The sequence below is a fragment of the Arthrobacter sp. UCD-GKA genome, assembly GCF_001863355.1.
In the GTDB taxonomy this organism is placed as follows: domain Bacteria; phylum Actinomycetota; class Actinomycetes; order Actinomycetales; family Micrococcaceae; genus Paeniglutamicibacter.
This window is the reverse complement of sequence record NZ_MOLR01000001.1, coordinates 407,995-426,180: the sequence shown is the minus strand read 5'-3', so window position 1 is coordinate 426,180 and position 18,186 is coordinate 407,995. Positions and strand designations below refer to the sequence as shown.

General features: G+C 65.0%; 19 protein-coding genes. 9 read left to right on the top strand and 10 right to left on the bottom strand.

Annotated elements, in window-relative coordinates; all coding sequences use genetic code 11:
* Positions 1-103: 103 nt before the first annotated feature.
* Entirely contained in the window at positions 104-940 is an 837-nt protein-coding gene (locus BLJ79_RS02030) for a flagellin N-terminal helical domain-containing protein (RefSeq protein WP_071212978.1), read from the bottom strand.
* Between the two features lie 118 nt (positions 941-1,058).
* Positions 1,059-1,871: a sigma-70 family RNA polymerase sigma factor gene (locus tag BLJ79_RS02025; RefSeq protein WP_071212977.1), complete on the bottom strand. Its 813-nt coding sequence runs from the start codon at positions 1,869-1,871 to the stop codon at positions 1,059-1,061.
* 221 nt (positions 1,872-2,092) lie between these two features.
* Between BLJ79_RS02025 and BLJ79_RS02020 the strand changes: the two genes are divergently transcribed.
* The 7 genes from BLJ79_RS02020 (at position 2,093) to BLJ79_RS01990 (ending at position 9,203) form a co-directional block, all read left to right on the top strand.
* On the top strand, positions 2,093-2,578 hold the full coding sequence (locus tag BLJ79_RS02020) for a flagellar protein FlgN (RefSeq protein WP_071212976.1): 486 nt from the start codon (positions 2,093-2,095) through the stop codon (positions 2,576-2,578).
* 9 nt (positions 2,579-2,587) lie between these two features.
* Positions 2,588-3,997, top strand: coding sequence for a flagellar hook-associated protein FlgK (gene flgK, locus BLJ79_RS02015; RefSeq protein ID WP_071212975.1), 1,410 nt, complete (start codon positions 2,588-2,590; stop codon positions 3,995-3,997).
* A gap of 17 nt (positions 3,998-4,014) precedes the next feature.
* Positions 4,015-4,893, top strand: a complete 879-nt coding sequence (flgL, locus tag BLJ79_RS02010) for a flagellar hook-associated protein FlgL (protein WP_071212974.1) — start codon at positions 4,015-4,017, stop codon at positions 4,891-4,893.
* Positions 4,890-5,264, top strand: a complete 375-nt coding sequence (gene fliW, locus BLJ79_RS02005) for a flagellar assembly protein FliW (protein ID WP_083410932.1) — start codon at positions 4,890-4,892, stop codon at positions 5,262-5,264. Before flgL ends, fliW begins: the two co-directional genes overlap by 4 nt.
* A gap of 393 nt (positions 5,265-5,657) precedes the next feature.
* Positions 5,658-6,527 carry a GDSL-type esterase/lipase family protein gene (locus BLJ79_RS02000; RefSeq protein ID WP_071212973.1) on the top strand — a complete coding sequence of 290 codons (870 nt, stop codon included), beginning with the start codon at positions 5,658-5,660 and terminating at the stop codon, positions 6,525-6,527.
* Positions 6,528-6,664: 137 nt separating this feature from the next.
* Positions 6,665-7,927, top strand: coding sequence for a class I SAM-dependent methyltransferase (locus tag BLJ79_RS01995; protein ID WP_071212972.1), 1,263 nt, complete (start codon positions 6,665-6,667; stop codon positions 7,925-7,927).
* A 133-nt stretch (positions 7,928-8,060) separates the two neighbouring features.
* On the top strand, positions 8,061-9,203 hold the full coding sequence (locus tag BLJ79_RS01990) for a glutamate--cysteine ligase (protein WP_071212971.1): 1,143 nt from the start codon (positions 8,061-8,063) through the stop codon (positions 9,201-9,203).
* A gap of 81 nt (positions 9,204-9,284) precedes the next feature.
* Here BLJ79_RS01990 and tsaD read toward each other — a convergent pair whose 3' ends face one another.
* The 7 genes from tsaD to coaA form a co-directional block, all read right to left on the bottom strand.
* Entirely contained in the window at positions 9,285-10,358 is a 1,074-nt protein-coding gene (tsaD, locus tag BLJ79_RS01985) for a tRNA (adenosine(37)-N6)-threonylcarbamoyltransferase complex transferase subunit TsaD (RefSeq protein ID WP_071212970.1), read from the bottom strand.
* A gap of 104 nt (positions 10,359-10,462) precedes the next feature.
* Positions 10,463-10,948, bottom strand: coding sequence for a ribosomal protein S18-alanine N-acetyltransferase (gene rimI, locus BLJ79_RS01980; protein ID WP_353615464.1), 486 nt, complete (start codon positions 10,946-10,948; stop codon positions 10,463-10,465).
* Positions 10,945-11,616: a tRNA (adenosine(37)-N6)-threonylcarbamoyltransferase complex dimerization subunit type 1 TsaB gene (gene tsaB, locus BLJ79_RS01975; protein WP_071212969.1), complete on the bottom strand. Its 672-nt coding sequence runs from the start codon at positions 11,614-11,616 to the stop codon at positions 10,945-10,947. Before tsaB ends, rimI begins: the two co-directional genes overlap by 4 nt.
* A 13-nt stretch (positions 11,617-11,629) precedes the next feature.
* On the bottom strand, positions 11,630-12,178 hold the full coding sequence (gene tsaE / locus BLJ79_RS01970; RefSeq protein ID WP_502686089.1) for a tRNA (adenosine(37)-N6)-threonylcarbamoyltransferase complex ATPase subunit type 1 TsaE: 549 nt from the start codon (positions 12,176-12,178) through the stop codon (positions 11,630-11,632).
* Positions 12,171-13,373, bottom strand: a complete 1,203-nt coding sequence (gene alr, locus BLJ79_RS01965) for an alanine racemase (protein WP_071212967.1) — start codon at positions 13,371-13,373, stop codon at positions 12,171-12,173. The genes tsaE and alr overlap by 8 nt, the downstream gene beginning before the upstream one ends.
* A 165-nt stretch (positions 13,374-13,538) precedes the next feature.
* Positions 13,539-13,937 (bottom strand): large conductance mechanosensitive channel protein MscL, encoded by a 399-nt coding sequence (gene mscL / locus BLJ79_RS01960; protein ID WP_071212966.1) that lies wholly within the window; start codon positions 13,935-13,937, stop codon positions 13,539-13,541.
* Between the two features lie 95 nt (positions 13,938-14,032).
* On the bottom strand, positions 14,033-14,992 hold the full coding sequence (gene coaA / locus BLJ79_RS01955; RefSeq protein WP_071212965.1) for a type I pantothenate kinase: 960 nt from the start codon (positions 14,990-14,992) through the stop codon (positions 14,033-14,035).
* Between the two features lie 148 nt (positions 14,993-15,140).
* Between coaA and glmS the strand changes: the two genes are divergently transcribed.
* Positions 15,141-17,012 carry a glutamine--fructose-6-phosphate transaminase (isomerizing) gene (gene glmS, locus BLJ79_RS01950; protein WP_071212964.1) on the top strand — a complete coding sequence of 624 codons (1,872 nt, stop codon included), beginning with the start codon at positions 15,141-15,143 and terminating at the stop codon, positions 17,010-17,012.
* Positions 17,013-17,103: 91 nt separating this feature from the next.
* Here glmS and BLJ79_RS01945 read toward each other — a convergent pair whose 3' ends face one another.
* The gene (locus BLJ79_RS01945; protein WP_071213237.1) at positions 17,104-17,679 is read right to left on the bottom strand and encodes a mycothiol transferase; all 576 of its coding nucleotides are present in this window, start codon (positions 17,677-17,679) and stop codon (positions 17,104-17,106) included.
* A gap of 103 nt (positions 17,680-17,782) precedes the next feature.
* Here BLJ79_RS01945 and BLJ79_RS01940 point away from each other — a divergent pair, with 103 nt between their 5' ends.
* Positions 17,783-18,133 (top strand): holo-ACP synthase, encoded by a 351-nt coding sequence (locus tag BLJ79_RS01940; RefSeq protein WP_071212963.1) that lies wholly within the window; start codon positions 17,783-17,785, stop codon positions 18,131-18,133.
* The last annotated feature ends 53 nt before the right edge of the window (positions 18,134-18,186 follow it).

The window sequence follows — 18,186 nt, the reverse complement described above, 5'->3', positions numbered from 1 at the left end:
TCAATGAGTCGGCATCTGCCACGGGAGATCGGTGGTTGCTCGGCACGGTTCCTAAACCGTCCGTGGCTTGAAAGCCGCTTGGTTGCCGAGCGGTGTTGGATGCTTAGCCGAGAAGCTGCAGTACACCCTGGTTGGACTGGTTGGCCTGCGCGAGCATGGCGGTACCGGCCTGGGACAGGATGTTCGCGCGGGTGAAATTCACCATTTCGCCGGCCATGTCAACGTCGCGGATGCGGGATTCTGCGGCCTGCAGGTTTTCGCGCGAAACGTTCAGGGAGTTGATGGCGGATTCGAAGCGGTTCTGTGAGGCACCCAGGCTGGATCGAGCTGCCGAAACATCCTTGATCTCGCTGTCGATAGCTGTGATCGTGGTCAATGCGTTAGCCGCGCTCGAAAAGCCCGTTCCTGCAAGAGTGGTAATCGCCGTACCAACGGCAGCAACGTCGCCCAAGGAAATCTTGATCTGGTCCTCAGCTGCTGCTCCACCCGCGCCTACCTGGAAAGTAAGTTCCGTGGTGACGCCATCGAGAAGCTTAGTGCCGTTGAAGTTTGTGGACGCACCGATTCGGGTGAGTTCGGCTCCAAGCGCTGCAACTTCGGTGGCGATTGCAGCGCGAGATTCAGTGTTGTTCGAATCGTTACCGGATTGAACTGCGAGGTCGCGGACGCGCTGCAAGATCGAGTGGACCTCGGTCAGGGCTCCTTCAGCGGTCTGGATAACCGAGATGCCGTCCTGTGCGTTGCGAGCCGCGACGCCCAAACCGTTGACCTGTGAGCGCAAGCCCTCGGAAATGGAAAGACCTGCAGCGTCATCGGCTGCACGGTTGATGCGCAGGCCCGAGGACAGCTTCTCAAGTGACTTTGAGAGGTCGTTCTGCGTGTTGGAAAGGTTGCGGTGAGCGTTAAGCGCCGCGATGTTGGTGTTGATCTGCATACCCATGGTGAATTCCTCCGTGAGACGGGTGTATGTWCCAAGGTCCGTCCGTGGACCTCAATCACCGACTATCGACCGTTGAACAAGGTCGGTTAGCAGTCATGGGAAAGTAGGTGTTGGGTCGCTATGCAGAGGGCCATGCAGGCTGGCCAGCCAACCGCACGATGCCACCGGCGACGCGTTCACCAAAGTCTTTCAGGTACTGCTCACGCCGCTGCGTGGCCGCCCTGGTGAGGCTGGATTCCGGCAAGGGTTCCTGATCCGGGATATACCGCGTTTGCAATCCTTCGTGCAGCAACTTCATTGCCGCGGTACGTCGCTGGGATACGGCCGAGTGAGTGACCCCCATTTCGGCTGCGAGCTCCTTCACGGTGGAACCTTCGAAGTAGATGCGTTCGATGACCACGCGCAGGTTCTCCGGCAGCGCCGCAACGGCATCACGGATGACCTTGGTGCGTTCCACTTCGAGCATTGATTCTTCTGGTGTCTCCATTCCGGAAGAAAGGTAGTCGTTCATGGTGTCGTCTATCGCCACCACGGTGCGTGCCGAGTCGCTCAAGATCGCGAGAGTAGCCGTCTGGTCAAGGCCCAACGCTTCGGATAGCTCGACAACCGTCGGGGTTCGACCCAGTGCGGCAGTCAGGGAATCCTGGACAGTGCGTGTTTCGGTGATTTTCTTGCGTGCGCCACGCGTAGCCCAGTCGTTGGAGCGCATGTCATCGGCGAAGGCGCCCACGATGCGCCGTCGGGCGTAGGCCCCGAAAGGAACCCCGAGGGTGTCGTCGAAGGAATCCGCCGCGGTGATCAGGGCAATGGCCCCCACCGACGCCAAATCCTCACGCGAGAGATGCGTCGCCTTCGCGCATAATTCAGCAGCGAGATAACCTACCAGCGGAAGGTTTTCCAGCACCATCTGGTTGCGTACTTGTCGCTCCAACCGGATCGTCCTTGTCCATTTGAGTGATCAAAAGTCCAGAAGCCATCGCCTCTGGCCAACTAGCCATTTTCCCCAAATGCGTATTTCCCCAAGAACAGATGTTAGCCGCATTTCGGCCTAAATGGCTCGTTGGTTAACTAACGTTCACTTTGTGTCGGCCGATAGACTCCTATGACTGGGGAAATTATTGGGGGCACAACAGTTTTGGAGAGATAAAAATCATGGGTACCAATGAGCTTTCGGCCCTGTTGTGGAAAGAACGGGAACTACTTGAGCTTCTGCACTTCAAGTTGGAGGAACAGCATCTTTTGCTCGTTGCCGGCAAGTCCCAATGGATTCAGTTGGCCACACGCGAGATCGAGAGCGTCTTGCAGAAGGTCAACGCGGCGGGCCTGAACCGTGCGGTCGAGGCCTCAAGGGTTGCCTTGTCCTGGGGACTTGACGCAGCAGCGCCCCTGTCAGAGATCATCGAAGCCGCACCCGAGGGCCCGTGGAGTGAAATCTTGGGCGCACATCTGGCGGCACTGCGACATACCGGTGCCGAGATCGGCCAGCTGCGGGATGCCAACGAACAATACCTGCGTGCCGCCCACCGGTCCACGCAGGAAACTCTCGCAACCCTGGGTGACGACCCCTCGTTGTATGGCCCGGCCGGGGCAACTGCGTCGCAAAGCGCCGGCGCCCACATCATCGACACCAACCTCTAAGGAACCGACGTGAGTACATTCAGTGGCCTGAACACGGCAATGTCCGGCCTGAATGCCGCGCGCCTCGCGATGGAGACTGCCGGCAACAACATGGCCAACGTGGGCACGGCCGGTTACACCCGGCAACGCGCCGACTTCCTGTCCGTCGGTTCCGTAGCATCGACCGGCCTGCTGGCTTCCCGGCCCGGCGTCGGACAAGGAGTGGCCCTGACAGGGATCGCCCGCTTGGCCGATGCCCATCTCGATGCCCGCGTGCGCGGCACCATCGCCCTGGCCGCCCAGTCCGACACCCGTGCCGAGGCACTGACCAACCTCGAGGGGGTCCTGCGGGAACCGGGCGAAAACGGGCTCTCTGCACTGCTCAACGATTTTTGGGCCGGCTGGCAGGATGTGTCCAACCAACCCGGCGAGACCTCTCCCGCCGCGGTCCTGATCGAGCGTGCCAAGGCCGTGGCCAACCGCATCGGCCTCTCCCGCACCGAGATCTCCGACCAGTGGGAGGCCCAACGCCAAAGCCTTGACACCATGGTCGGAGACATCAACGCCGCGGCCACCGCCATCGCCGGCCTGAACGAACAGATCCGCTCGACCGTCGCATCCGGCGGCACGCCCAACGCCTTACTGGATCAGCGGGACCTGTTGACCCAGAACATCGCCGAGCTTTCCGGTGCAACCGTCCGCGAACTGCCCGACGGCACCATCGACGTGCTGATCGACGGAAATGCCTTGGTCACCGGCAACACTGTCCGCCCGCTGGAAGCCACAGGAGCCTTGAACTTCGGTGGCGCAGGTTCCCCGCCATCCATCCAGTGGGCCCACCGCACCGGGTCGCCGATTGCCCTGCAATCCGGGCGGCTCGCCGGGGCGCTCGCGGTCCTGGCACCGGCCGACCTCACTGGCACCGGAGGCTCGCTCTCCGAGGCCGCCAAATCACTCGAAGGCATCGCCAAGGAACTGGCCGATCGCGTCAACAATGTCCAGGCAAACGGCTTCACCGTGGCCGGAGACAAGGGTCTGGCCTTCTTCGGTTTCGATGCCACCGGCAACTTGTCGGTTCTGGCCCAGGGGGCCGCAGACCTTGCCACCAGCAGTACCCCCGGCGGAAACCTGGACGGTTCCAACGCCGCGAAGATGGCGGAACTCGGCAAGGTGCCCGGCGGTCCCGACGCCTTGTGGGCGAACCTGGTCATCAAGATCGGGACAACCACCCGCGCCGAGGCCCAGCAAGCGGTCTCCACCGCGGTGGCGGCCTCGGGGGCCATCAACGCCCAGCAGTCGGTCTCCGCGGTGTCCCTCGATGAGGAGAACGTTGCACTGATCGCCAACCAGCATGCCTTCCAGGGGGCCGCGCGCGTCATGACAGCCGTCGATGAAATGCTCGACACGCTGATCAACCGCACCGGACTCGTCGGACGCTAGGGGAAGGAACCAAACCCATGACCAGAATCACGACCGCGGCACTCAACCTCAATGCCGAGCGCAACTTGCAGGCAGCCATGACCCGGCTGGCCACCATCCAGAACAAGGCCGGCACTCAGAAGGAGATCGGCAAGCCCAGCGACGATCCTTCGGGCACCGCAAATGTCATGGCCCTGCGCGCCGAGCAGCGACTGAATACACAGTTCTCTCGCAATGTGCAGGACGCCAATGGTTGGCTCTCCACCACGGACAAGGCCCTGACCAGCGCGACCGACATCATCCAGCAGGTCCGCGACCTCACGGTCAAGGGAGCCAACGACGGCGCCCTGAACCCGGACGCCAAGGAAGCCATCGCCCTGGAACTGGACCAACTACTCAACTCTCTGGTCACCGCAGCCAACACCCAGTTCATGGGACGCCATGTATTTGCCGGAACCTCCAACAAGCCCGACGCCCTGGATTCCACTACGTACCAGTTCCATGGCACCGGGGCCGTGGATCGACGCATCGGCCCGAATTCGACCGTGCGCGTGGATGCCGACGGTTCCGCGGTCTTCGGGGATGTCGACGAAAACGTCTTTAAGCTCGTAAAGGAGATCGCCTTGGACCTGCGAGAAGGCAGAAACATATCCGCCCGCATCGGCGAAGTCGATAAGAGCCTGCAGAGGGTCCTCGGGGCCCAGGCCACCATCGGTGCCAGCCACGCGTCGGTGCTTGCCGCCGACGATGCCTTGCTCTCGGACGCCGTTTCCCTCGAGGCCCGCCGCAGCGGCATCGAGGACATCGACCTGGGCAAGGTCATCTTGGAGCTCAAGACCCAGGAGGTCGCCTACCAGGCAGCCCTATCTGCCGCGGCCCGCACCTTGCAGCCCTCGCTGATGGATTTCCTGCGATGAGCCGCGTGCTGGTTCCCGCCGCCGCGCTGCCGGGATTCCCCGAGGCCACCACGCTGTCCCTTGAGCCCGTCGACGGTGCGCTGGGGTTGTACTCGCTGGCTTCCCCGCAGGCCGCGGGGCTGCGCCTGTTCGTGCTTGACGCGTCCCTGCACCTGGCCGACTACAAGCCGGTGTTCACCAACGAGCAAATGGCGTTGCTCGGGGAGCCCGAGCCCGCGTCCCGCTGCGTCCTGGTCGTAGTGAATACCTCCGACAGCCAAGCGAGCGTCAACCTGCTGGCCCCGCTGGTGTTCAACACCGACACTGGGGCCTGCGCCCAGCTCATCCTGGAGGGCCAGGACTGGCCCATCCGCTCGGCACTGCCGCTCTGATCCAAGGGCCCGCAGCCCGCCCAAAGGCACCTGGCCGAATCCACAGATCCCGTCCCCCACGCTGCGCACCGGCGGCGACCACAGGCTTCCGCACGCTGCTCCCCCGGCACCGCAGCTCAGTGACGTGCCATATTTCCCCCATCCCAAACCTGTCTTATGGCCAAGGTGCGCCCTAGGATTGGCAATACGTACGGGCCGAGAGCCTCGGTCCCGCATCCTGGCACACCGGCAGTGCTTCGCGCCCGGCCGGACAGTGGTTCCCATCCTTGGGGATTTGAACCACGGGGCACGTTCCGGCGACGGCCCGGCGCCCCACACGGCCACCCGACCCTTCGGGAAACCGGCGGCGCGTCACCGACGCCCCGCCATGTTGAAAGCAGGGGGATCTTTCCCATGGCTCGCTTCGCACCAACACGTCTTTTCGCCCTATTCGCCGCCGGCATTGCCGCGTGTGCCCTCTCCCTGACCGGGATGGGCCCGGCCGCCGCGCTGGCGCCGCCGACGGAGTCCAGCACCTCGGGAACCGTGAACTACGTCAACCTCGGAGACTCGTACTCCGCCGGATTCGGTTCTGGGGCCCTCGTCCCCGGACCGTTTCCGGGTTGCCTGCAAGGAAGCGGCCAAACACACGTCACCAAGATCGCTTCCATGGACAACGTCAACCTCACTGCCGATGTTGCCTGTGCCGGGATGACCACCGCGCAGATCGGCGCAGTGGCCCAGCAGATCACCCCGTACCTCGCCACCGCGGACCTGACGACACTCACGCTCGGCGGCAACGACCTGAACCTGGCCGGCCTGGTTCTTGCCTGCAGCACCCTTGGATCGGATGCCGCGTGCGATGCCGCACTGGCAGCCGGGAACGCCGCGCTCCCGATGGTTGGCGCGTCCGCCCACCAAACCCTGCAACTGGTTGACGCTGCGACCCCCGGAGAGATCCTGGTGCTGGGCTACCCGAGGCTCTTCACGGCCTCCAACGGCGACCAGCCGCTGATGAGCGCAAGCCACGCCCGGGACCTGAACAAGCTGGGCGACTCGCTGAACCGGGTCATCCGCGACGCCACGGACGGCACCAGCGCCACATTCGTTCCGGTGCTGGGCCCGTTCAACGACCATGGCCTGGGTGCAACGGATTCCTGGATCTACTTCAACATGGCCAACCTTGGCGACCCGTTCAACCTGCACCCCACCACCAGCGGCTACCTTAACGGCTACTACCCGGCGGTGCGCAACCACATCAACATGAACCAGTTGATGCGCTAACGCCAATCGGCGGCTTATCGACCGCGGCCACCCCCACGGCACTTCACGGGCTGTGCGGGTGGCCGCGCCCTGCCCGACCCACCGCGTCCCGTCCGTCCGTCCGCGGACCAGACCGCATCCGTACTAGGCTTGATTCCATGGCAAACCAAAGCTCCGAGGCCGCAGCATCCCAGCTGGAAATACTGTTGACACCCCAGGGGTGGGAACTGCTGAACTCGGTCGACCCGTCCGCCGCCGGCACCAAGGAGGCGGCACTGAACCTCAATCTGGAGCTGCGCAAGGCCGGGCACCCAGTGGAACTGGTCACCGCCGTGGTCCAGCAGGCACAGTTGCGCTCCAAGGCCCGGGTCAAGTTCGGGCCTTTCGCCGACCGCATGGTGTTCACCCCCGCCGGCCTCGAGCAGGCCACGCGCCTGAAGCTTGCGGGCCTGCATGCCCAGCGTTTCACCCGCGCCGGGATCAAGAAGGTCGCCGACCTTGGATGCGGCATCGGCGCGGATTCCCTCGCCCTGGCCAGCGCCGAGATCGAGGTGACCGCAGTGGAGATGGACGAGACCACCGCGGCGGCGGCCACCTTGAACCTCATGCCGTGGCCCACCGCCACGGTCGTCAACTCTGACGCAACCGAGTTCGACCTCACCGGATTCGACGGGGTCTGGCTCGACCCGGCCCGGCGCACCACCGACACTTCCGGCACCTCGCGGATCTTCGATCCCGAGGCGTTTTCCCCTCCGCTGTCCTTCGTCGAGTCGTTGGCCGACCGCGGGCTGGCCGTGGGCGTGAAAATGGGCCCCGGCCTGCCGCACGATGCGGTGCCGGCCAATTGCGAGGTCCAGTGGGTCTCCATCAACGGGGATGTCACCGAGGCCGCCCTCTGGTTCGGCCCGCTGGCCCGCCCCGGCATCCGTCGCGCGGCCCTGGTGATCGGGGCGCACGGTGCCACGGAACTGACCAGCGGTGTGGACTTCGACCCCGATGCGGCGCTGCGCGGGGACGTGCCGGTCGGCGCAATCGACTCCTACATATACGAACCCGACGGTGCGGTGATCCGCGCCGGGCTGATCGACCATCTGCTCAAGGACACCGGCGGGCACCTTCTCGACCCGCACATTGCCTACTTCAGCACAGCCGAAGCCGTGGCGACCCCGCTGGCCAAGGCCTACAAGGTCCTGGCCGTCCACCCGTACCACGTGAAGAACCTGCGCGCATGGGTCAAGGCCGAAAAGATCGGCGTGCTGGACATCAAGAAGCGCGGCATGGACGTCACCCCCGAGGAATTACGCAAGATCCTGCTGGCCGGAACCGGGCGCGACGCGAAAAACAAGGCGACCCTGGTGCTCACCCGCATCGGCGATAGGCGCCTGGCCATCGAAGTCGAGCCGGTCGTTTTCCCGGTGTGAGCGCAAACGCACGATTGCCAGGCCGCCAAACCCCACCGAACCTCCATCGGTGGCATCAACTGTGTGGTTTCGCTCGATAGACTGGCGGGAAGAACATATTGGGGTGGATCGCCTCATGAATCATGGAGGTTCGATGCAAATAGATTTCGCATCATCACGCCAGTCCACGCTCGGAGTGGAATGGGAAGTTGCGTTGGTGGATCGCCATACTTCCGACCTGCGTTCCGTCGCCGAGGAAGTGCTTGCAGAGTTGAATGTGCGGCACGGCAATCTCGGGATCGACGACGAACATCCCCACGTGAAGCAGGAATTGCTGCTGAACACCGTGGAGATCGTGACGGGTGTATGCGAAACCGTGGCCCAGGCCAAGGCCCAACTGCACGAGAACCTGGTGGCCGTTCGCGAGGTCACCGACCCTATGGACGTGGACCTGTACTGCGCCGGCTCCCACCCCTTCGCCCCGCCGAAGCTGCAGCCGGTCACCGACAAGGACCGCTACGCGAAGATGATCGACCGCACCCAATGGTGGGGCCAGCAGATGGTCATCTACGGCGTGCACGTGCACGTGGGCCTGGACGCCCGGGCCAAAGCCCTGCCGATCGTTGACGGACTGATCAACTACCAGGCCCACTTCCAGGCGCTCTCTGCCTCCAGCCCCTTCTGGGGCGGGGAAGACACCGGCTACGCCTCGCACCGCGCCCTGATGTTCCAGCAGCTTCCCACCGCCGGGATCCCTTACCATTTCCCGACCTGGGAGCAATACGAGGCCTACGTCGCCGACATGCTGCACACCGGCGTCATCGACGACATCTCGGAAATCCGCTGGGACGTGCGACCGGTCCCCCGCTTCGGAACCGTCGAGATGCGCATCTCCGACGGACTGTCCTCGCTGCAGGACATCGGCGCCATCGCCGCCCTCACCCAATGCCTCGTCGATGACATGTCGACCACGCTGGATGCCGGCGGAACGATTCCCGTCATGCCGCCCTGGTATCGCGTCGAGAACAAGTGGCGCGCCGCGCGCTATGGCATGGAAGCGATCATCATCCTGAACGCCGCCGGGGACGAAATGCTTGTCACCGACCACCTGCGCCTTGAGCTGGAGCGGCTGGCACCGGTCGCGGAAAAGCTCGGCTGCAGCACCGAGCTGGCCGACGTGGAACGCATCATCACCGGCGGTGCCGGCTACCAGTGGCAGCACAAGATCGCCACGGCGCACAACGGCGACCTCCACGAGGTTGTCAAGGACAATGTCCGCAGGATGCACCTGGCCTGAGTCAACGATCCAAGGATGCAACAAGGGGTGGACGGGAGCTTTTCCCGCCCACCCCTTTCTGCGTCCAAGGCCATTTTGGCCCTATGCCACCAAAGAAACCAGGCTCACCGGCTGTCCAGAATCGGTGGAGAACTTCAGGCCGGTCGGATTGACACCGCCGGCCACCAGCTGGGCACCCAGGGCCGCAACCATCGCACCGTTGTCAGTGCACAGGTTCCGCGGCGGAACCCGCAGGGTGATCCCGGCCGAGGCGCAGCGGGCGGCCAGCAGTTCGCGCAGCCGCGAGTTCGCCGCCACCCCTCCCCCGAGCATCAGGTTGGTCAGCCCGTGTTCCTGGCAGGCGCGCACGGCCTTGGAGGTGATCACGTCGACCACGGCTTCCTGGAAGCCGGCTGCGATGTCGGCCACCGGAACCTCCTCGCCGCGCTTCTGGTACTGCTCCACGCAGCGTGCAACTGCGGTCTTGAGCCCGGAGAAGGAGAAATCGTGGCGGTGCTTGCCCGGTTCCTCGGCGGTGCCGATGAACTTGGGCAGGGTCAGCCCGCGCGGGAACCGGATGGCTTTGGGATTGCCTTCCTTGGCGATTCTGTCGATGACGGGTCCGCCGGGGTAGCCCAGGCCCAGCAGCCGTGCGACCTTGTCATAGGCCTCCCCCGCCGCGTCGTCGATCGTGGCCCCGAGCAGACGCACGTCGTCGGTGAGCGAGTTGACCTGCAGGATTTCGGTGTGGCCGCCGGAAACCAACAGCGCCCCGAGGTTCTCGGGCAGCTCTCCGCCGTCCAGGATGCCCACGCCGACGTGGGCAACCAAGTGGTTGATGGCATACAGCGGCTTGCCCGTGGCCAGGGCCAGGGCCTTCGCCGCGGAGACCCCCACCATCAGGGCGCCGGAAAGCCCGGGGCCGCTGGTCACCGCGATCGCGTCGATCTCATCCAGCGACACCCCGGCGTCCTTCAGCGCGGCCGACAGCGTCGGCACGAAGGCGTCCAGGTGGGCACGGGAGGCAATCTCGGGGATGACCCCGCCGAAGCGCACATGCTCTTCCATGGAGGAGGCCACGGCGTTGACCAGGAGCTCGGTTCCACGCACGATACCCACCCCGGTTTCGTCACAGGAGGATTCAATGCCAAGAACGAGCGGTGCAGTAAGGGACATGGTTCCAATTTTAGGGCCGGGGCCCCGCTTTGGGCGAAGCGGGCGTATTCGATGCCGCTCGCCGGGCCGGCCAGGGACCGCCCGCGAGCGTGGATATGGCCGGATCAACCGGCAGTGAACAGGACCTTGCGCATGATGATGGCATCGACGCCGTCGCGGTAGTACCCCTTGCGGCGGTGGATGGCCTCGAACCCGTGGCGCTCATACAGGCCCTGCGCGCGGGGGTTGTCCTCGCGGACCTCCAGCAACAAATCGGTGGCACCGAGCTTCACGGCGGTGTCGATCATCAGGCGCAACAGGTGCGTCCCGATCCCCCGGCCCTCGTAGTCCGGGTCCACGGCGATGGTCTGCACGTCGCTCAGCGGCAGCACGCACATCAGCCCGCAGTATGCGACGATCTTCCCGGCGTCCTGCACCACCCAGTAGTTCCGGGTGTCCACCAGATCCAGTTCGCCGATGAACATCTCCCGCGGCCAGGCATCCGCCGGGAAAAGCGCCTTTTCCATCTCCCAGACCTCGTCCACGTCCGAGTGGAGCATGGGCCTGGTTTCCAGGCCCGCCGGCACGGGGTGGGGCTCCTGTTCGGTCACAGCAGCTTGCCCTTCATCACCGCGGGCACCTTCGCGTCGGATTCGCGCAGGTATAGGGGCTCGGTGCCCAGCAGGGCATCGCCGGCGGCCAGGGTGCGCAGCGCGCGGGTGCCCAGCGAGACGGCATCGGGATGGGAGCTTTCGAAGCCGTCCACCGCCTTCGCACCCACCGCGGCCAGGCGGTCGGCGTAGAGGCCGGCCCCGGCCCCGTACACCGGGCCTGCGGGCAGTTCCTCGGCCACGGTGACGTGCGGGCCGTCGAGCAGCGCCCCGGCCTTGTCGTAACGTGCCCAGTACAGCTCCTTGCGCCGCGCGTCGATGGCGACGGTGAACTCCCCGGCCGGTTGCCGGGCCACCGCATCCAGGGCAATGGCATCGAGGCTCATCACCCCGTGGACCGGCACTCCCCAGACAAAGCCCAGGGTTCGGGCGGTGGCCAGGCCCACGCGCAGCCCGGTGAAGGGTCCGGGGCCCACGCCGACCGCGATCGCCTCGGGAACCACCCCGCCGGCGGCGGCGAGCAGGGACTCGAGGGCCGGGGCCAGGACCTCGGAGTGGTCATTGCTCTCGGTCGAGGTGAAGGAGCCGAGCACCTCAACGACGGTGCCCTCGGAGCGCAGCAGTGCCGCCGAGGCGTTGGCGGAGGTGTCAATGGCCAATAGAAGCATTTATGAATTCCCTTTAGCTTGTGAAGTCGTTCAGCAGGGCCGCGAGCGCCGGGTCGTTGTCCCAGCGCGGGCCGATGGCCGTGAGCTTGATGGTGCGCGGCTCGTCGTCCTCGCCCTCGTGGAAGTCGAAGACCAGGTCCTCGTGGTTCTGCACCGAGCCGGGGCGCAGCAGCACGATCTCCAGACGGGAATCGCTGAGTTGTTCGACCTTGCCAGCGCCCCATTCGACGACGGTGACGGATTGGGCCATGGTCGCTTCCAGGTCCAGGTCGTCGAGCTCGGCGGCGCTGGCCAGCCGGTAGGCGTCAACGTGCACCAGGTCGGGCCCGGTGCCCAGGGTCGGGTGGGTCCGGGAGATCACGAAGGTGGGGGAAATGATGCCCTCGCGCACCCCCATCCCCAGTCCCAGGCCCTGGGTGAAGGTCGTCTTGCCGGCCCCGAGCTCGCCGGTGAGCACCAGCAGGTCCCCGGGTTCCAGGATCGCCCCGAGCCGGTGCGCGAAGTCCTTGGTCTGGGCAATGTCGTGGACCGCGAGCTCGACGGCCGCAGAAGCCTCACTCACCGGACTCACCCCAGGTGCCTTCCACCAGTCGGCGCGGGACCCGCGGGGAAATGCGGGTGACGATCTCGTAGTTGATGGTGCCGGCCGCGTCGGCCCATTCGGTGGCCGAGGGGCCGCCGTCCCCAAAGAGGATCACCTCGGAACCCAGTATTTCCTCGACGTCGACATCCGGGCCGAGGTCCACCACGAACTGGTCCATGGCGATGGTGCCCCGCACCCGGTAGATCGTGCCGTTGATGCTCACCGGTGCGTTCAGCGCGACGCGCGGCACCCCGTCGGCGTAGCCCATCGGGACCAGACCCAGGTAGGTTTCGGATTCCGTGTGGTAGCGCAGGCCGTAACCCACGCCCTGCCCGGCCGGGACCTTCTTGACGTTGGCGATCCGGCTGACCAGCGTCATCGCCGGGCGCAGGCCGTAGCGTGCCGGGTCTTCCCCGGCAAAGGGGCTCAGCCCGTACAGGCCCAGGCCCAGGCGAACCATGTCGTAGTGGGCGTCCGGGCGGGTGAGGATCGCCGGGGTGTTGGCGATGTGCCGCACCTCGAGGTCGAAGCCCGCGTCCTCGGCCAGGGCCACGGCCTGGTTGAAGGCCTCGAGCTGGTCGTCGGTTTCCGGGCGTTCGGGCTCGTCGGCTACAGCCAGGTGGGAAAATACGCCCACCACGCGCATCAATCCCTCTTCCTGGTAGCTGGCCGCCCGGCCCAGCAACAGCTCCCACTCCGCGGGGGTGCTGCCGTTGCGGCCCAGCCCGGTGTCGATCTTCAGGTGCACGCGTGCCGGTTGGGCCGCCGCTTCGGCGGCGCGTGCCACATGCTCAAGTTCCCAGCCGGACACGGCCAGGTCGATGTTTGCGGCGATGGCCTCGGCGAAGGGGGTTCCCTTGGTGTGCAGCCAGGCCAGCATCGGGACCTCGAGCCCCGCTTCCCGCACCTTCAGGGCCTCGGTGACGTGGGCGCAGCCCAGCCAGGTGGCCCCGGCCTGCACCGCTGCGCGTCCCACGGCCACGGCTCCGTGCCCGTACCCGTCGGCCTTGATCACGCCCATGATGGCGGCCGGCGCCACGAGCTCGGCGACCCGCTTCACGTTTTCGCGGACGTTGGCCAGATCGATGATGGCGCGCCGTTCCCAGTCCGACGTCGTTGTCGGGTCCTGGGTGTGGGTTGGATTTTCGGTCTGATCGGTAGATTGTGCACTCACCGCTCCATCATCCCACTTTCAATGCGGTGCGTGCTTCAGGGGCGCATCCCGGCCCGCGCCCTGGTGGTGCCTGGCCTTGGGCAAGAGAATGCCCCGGCGGCCGGATCGAAAGGATCACGGCCACCGGGGCATCATCGGTCGTGGCACCCGAGGGTGCGCGGCGGATCAGGCGGTTCGATTGCGCAGTTCGTCGCGGATCTCGGCCAGCAGGGCTACCTGCGGATCGATGTCCTCGGCGGGTTCCTCGACGCCCAGGCGAGCCTGGCGCATCTCGGCGAGATGCTTCATCGGCACAACGACGATGAAGTAGATGGCGGCAGCAATCAGGATGAAGTTCACCAAGACGGTCAGGAATGCGCCGAACTTGATGGCCACGCCGGACCCGATCGTGACAACCAGGAAGTTGTCGAAGTTCGGGGAACCGACCAATGCTGCAATCAATGGCATAAGAATGTTCTCAACCAATGAATTGATCACGGCGCCAAAAGCGGCACCAATGACGACGGCAACGGCAAGGTCAACGACGTTGCCCTGCATAATGAAATCCTTGAATCCTTTTAACATGTGCCCAGCTTTGCACACATTGCCAGTGGTCAATAGGTGGAAGTGCGGTAATTTTTCGAAAAGTTTACGAACCGTTCATCGGGCGCATTCCGGTTTTAGATCTTGCGAAGCAGCATTCGGCGGATCGAATGGTCCGCCGATTTGCTTAATACGAGCTGTGCGCGGCCGCGCGTCGGGATGACGTTTTCCCGCAGGTTCGGCTCGTTGATGCGCTTCCAGATGCCGTGCGCCGTTTCCCTGGCTTCGTCGTCGCTGAGCGATGCGTAGCGGTGGAAATAGGACGCTGGATCCGAGAAGGCACCCGAACGCAGCTTCATGAATCGGCGGATGTACCACTCCTCGATGTCCGCCGTCCGCGCGTCGACATAGACGGAGAAGTCAAAGAAATCACTCAACGCCAGTCCCGCGGTGCCGTCCATCCGGGCCCGGGCCGGCTGCAGGACGTTGAGTCCCTCCACGATCAACACCTGCGGGGAGCGCACCACCACTTCCTTGCCGGGGACGATGTCGTAGCTCAGGTGCGAGTACCAGGGTGCGCGCACCTCGGGTGCCCCGGATTTCACTTCCGAGACAAAACGCAACAGGCGTCGGCGGTCGTAGGACTCGGGGAAGCCCTTGCGATGCATGATGCCGCGTTTTTCCAGATCCGCGTTCGGGTACAGGAAGCCGTCGGTCGTGATCAATTGCACGTCGGGGGTGTCGGGCCAGCGGCGCAGCAATTCCTGCAGCACGCGGGCGGTCGTGGACTTGCCCACGGCCACGGAACCTGCCACGCCGATGACGAAGGGGGTTCGCCGGGTTTTTTCCCCGAGGAAGGTGTTGGTGGCCTGGTGCAGCGAGGCCGCGCCCTGGACATAGAGGTTGAGCAGGCGCGACAAGGGCAGGTACACCTCGCGCACCTCGGCGAGGTTGAGCTGTTCACCCAGGCCGCTGAGGCGGCGGAGGTCCGCTTCGTCCAGTGGCTGCTTCAGTTCATTGGACAGTCTTGCCCAGGTCTGGCGGTCCAATTCGACAAAGGGTGTTGCACTGTAGTCGACCGCACGCTGTCCATTCACGCCTTGAATTGTGCCAACAACCCACCTGTATTCCCAAACTTCGCCGTTTGGCCATACTTCCCGGCTATGTTCATGACCACAAAATATTATGCCCACCCAACAGGGCAAATGTATCTGCGGCCTTGTGCGGCACGGTACTCTTTTTTTCATGTGTGGAATTGTTGGATACGTAGGTAATGCTGGACGCGCGGCCGATCACGGCGCGCTCGATGTGATTCTCGAGGGCCTGCGGCGCCTCGAATATCGCGGTTACGACTCGGCCGGCCTGGCCGTTGTCACCGACGCGGGCATCGACTCGCGCAAAAAGGCTGGCAAGCTCGCCAACCTCGTCCAGTCGCTGGAAGACGCACCGCTGCCGGCGGCCTTGACCGGCATCGGGCACACCCGCTGGGCTACCCACGGCGGCCCGACCGACGCCAACGCCCACCCGCACCTTGCCGATGAAGGCAATCTCGCAATGATCCACAACGGCATCATCGAGAACTTCGCCGAGCTGAAGGCCAAGCTGCGCGCCGAGGGCGTCGAGTTCATCTCCGACACCGACACCGAAGTCGCAGCGGCCCTGCTCGGCTCCGTCTACCGCGGCGCCGGCGAGGGGAACCTGACCCGTTCCATGGAGCTGACCGCCCGCCAGCTCGAGGGTGCCTTCACCCTGCTGGCCGTGCACGCCGAACACCCCGGTGTAGTCGTGGCCGCCCGCCGCAACTCCCCGCTGGTGCTGGGACTGGGCGACGGGGAAAACTTCCTGGGTTCGGATGTCTCGGGCTTCATCGACTTCACCCGCCGCGCCGTCGAGCTGGGCCAGGACCAGATCGTCACCATCWCCCCCGAAACCCACAGCATCACCGACTTCGAGGGCAACCCCGCCGAGGGCAAGGAATTCCACGTCGATTGGGATGCCGCCAGCGCCGAAAAGGGCGGCTTCGCCTCCTTCATGGAAAAGGAAATCTTTGACCAGCCCGCGGCTGTCGCAGACACCCTGCTCGGCCGCTCCGACGCCTTTGGCCGCCTGACTCTCGACGAGCTGCGCATCTCGCCCGAGGAACTTGCCTCCGTCACCAAGATCGTCGTGCTGGCCTGCGGCACCTCCGCCTACGGCGGATCGGTTGCCAAGTACGCAATTGAGAACTGGTGCCGCATCCCGGTCGAGGTCGAGCTGAGCCACGAGTTCCGCTACCGCGACCCGATCGTTGACTCCAACACCCTGGTCGTCTCCATCTCGCAGTCCGGGGAAACCATGGACACCCTCATGGCCGTGCGCTACGCCAAGGAGCAGGGAGCCAAGACCCTGTCGATCTGCAACACCAACGGGTCGACCATCCCCCGCGAGTCCGACGCCGTGCTTTACACGCATGCCGGACCGGAAATCGCCGTGGCCTCCACCAAGGCCTTCCTGGCCCAGATCACCGCAACCTACCTGCTGGGCCTGTACCTGGGCCAGCTGCGCGGGAACCTGTTCAGCGGCCAGATCAAGGACATCCTGGCCGACCTGGGCAAGATCCCGGCGAAGATCCAGGACATCCTGGACCGCGCCGAGGAAATCAAGGCGCTGGCACGCTCGATGAAGGACACCGAGTCGGTGCTCTTCCTGGGCCGCCACGTGGGCTACCCGGTCGCCATGGAGGGTGCCCTGAAGCTCAAGGAGATCGCCTACATCCACGCCGAGGGCTTTGCCGCCGGCGAGCTCAAGCACGGCCCGATCGCGCTGATCGAGCAGGACAAGGCCGTCTTCGTGGTGGTCCCCTCACCGCGCGGCCGCGACTCGCTGCACTCCAAGGTGGTCTCCAACATCCAGGAGGTCCGCGCCCGCGGCGCCAAGACCCTGGTCATCGCCGAGGAAGGCGACGAGGCGGTGCGCGACTACGCCGAGTTCATCTTCTACGTCCCGGAGACCCCGACGCTGCTGATGCCGCTGCTGGCCACCGTCCCGCTGCAGCTCTTCGCCTGCGAATTGGCCACGGCCAAGGGCCTGGACGTCGACCAGCCGCGCAACCTGGCCAAGTCGGTCACGGTCGAGTAGCCTCCGGGCTTCTCCAAGGGTCCACCATCGTGCGGTGCCGATGCCTTCCCCACTTTTGTGGGAAGGCACCGGCACCGTTCGGCGTTAAGCCCTAAGGGCGCTTGGTGTGGTTCATGTCCTTGTAGATGCCGCGGACGAACTCGGCCTGGGCCAGGTGCGCGGTGGTCTCCCCCAGGATGCTCACCAGCCGCGCCGCCGCGGTGACCGGTGGATCCCAGCGCCGGTCGATGACCGTGCCAAGATCCGATTCGCGCAGCGTGCCCAGGATTTCCAGGGAATGCCGGTGCACATCCAGGTGGTAGCCGCGCAGGTATTGGCCGTCATACATCCCGAAGTCCGCTACCTGTTCGGTGCTGTGCCCGAATCCGGTGTCCAGCCGCCGGTAGGGCAGGTTGAAGCGGGACACCCAGTCGTTGGCGATCCATCGTTGCTCCGCCTCCGAGGCTGGATCCAGTGCCCTGGCCAGGAACGTGAAATGGTCATCCTGCACCCGGCTCAGGTGCCAGATGAGCCAAGCCACGGGGTTCGCGGAGTTGCTGGCCCGAAAACGCAGCATCCGCGGCTCGGCGCTCTCGAGCAACGTTTCGATCCCCTCGCTCACCCGCGTGAAGCCGTCGCGCAGCAGCAAGACCGCGCTGGGTTCCGGTTCGCTCCCGTTCGCTCCCATGGCCATTCCCCTTCCCCGTTTGCACCTTGCACACGGTATCTGGAAGCCTACGCCCGTGCGCCCCGGGACGGGACCGGAGCGCTGAGCCGATAAACTCGAGGGCATGATCGTGGGAATTGGTGTTGACGTGGTCCAGGTGTCTCGTTTCAAGGCGCAGCTTGAGCGGACCCCCGCACTGCTCGAACGCCTCTTCGTCCCCGAGGAACGCGAGCTGCATGTCCGTTCCCTGGCCGCGCGATTCGCCGCCAAGGAGGCCATCGCCAAGGCGCTCGGTGCCCCGTCCGGGATGAACTGGCAGCATTGCCGGATCGAGAAGGACCAGGCCGGCGATCCCTACGTGGTGCTCGACGGTTCGGTGGCCGAGGCCGCGGCAAGGAAGGGCGTGGTGCACTGGCACCTGTCCATGAGCCATGACGGGGACCTGGCCACGGCCATGGTCGTGGCCGAACGCTGAGACCCGTCCCCCGCTCCGGGCGCGCCCGGGCCCGCCAGCCGAAACCTGCGGCA

Excerpts from the sequence above, each read along its gene's own strand:
- BLJ79_RS02030 (WP_071212978.1), bottom strand. The coding sequence starts at position 940 with ATGGGTATGCAGATCAACACCAACATCGCGGCGCTTAACGCTCACCGC.
- BLJ79_RS02020 (WP_071212976.1), top strand. The coding sequence starts at position 2,093 with ATGGGTACCAATGAGCTTTCGGCCCTGTTGTGGAAAGAACGGGAACTA.
- flgL (WP_071212974.1), top strand. The coding sequence starts at position 4,015 with ATGACCAGAATCACGACCGCGGCACTCAACCTCAATGCCGAGCGCAAC.
- fliW (WP_083410932.1), top strand. The coding sequence starts at position 4,890 with ATGAGCCGCGTGCTGGTTCCCGCCGCCGCGCTGCCGGGATTCCCCGAG.
- BLJ79_RS02000 (WP_071212973.1), top strand. The coding sequence starts at position 5,658 with ATGGCTCGCTTCGCACCAACACGTCTTTTCGCCCTATTCGCCGCCGGC.
- BLJ79_RS01995 (WP_071212972.1), top strand. The coding sequence starts at position 6,665 with ATGGCAAACCAAAGCTCCGAGGCCGCAGCATCCCAGCTGGAAATACTG.
- BLJ79_RS01990 (WP_071212971.1), top strand. The coding sequence starts at position 8,061 with ATGCAAATAGATTTCGCATCATCACGCCAGTCCACGCTCGGAGTGGAA.
- tsaD (WP_071212970.1), bottom strand. The coding sequence starts at position 10,358 with ATGTCCCTTACTGCACCGCTCGTTCTTGGCATTGAATCCTCCTGTGAC.
- tsaB (WP_071212969.1), bottom strand. The coding sequence starts at position 11,616 with ATGCTTCTATTGGCCATTGACACCTCCGCCAACGCCTCGGCGGCACTG.
- mscL (WP_071212966.1), bottom strand. The coding sequence starts at position 13,937 with ATGTTAAAAGGATTCAAGGATTTCATTATGCAGGGCAACGTCGTTGAC.
- BLJ79_RS01945 (WP_071213237.1), bottom strand. The coding sequence starts at position 17,679 with ATGGGAGCGAACGGGAGCGAACCGGAACCCAGCGCGGTCTTGCTGCTG.
- BLJ79_RS01940 (WP_071212963.1), top strand. The coding sequence starts at position 17,783 with ATGATCGTGGGAATTGGTGTTGACGTGGTCCAGGTGTCTCGTTTCAAG.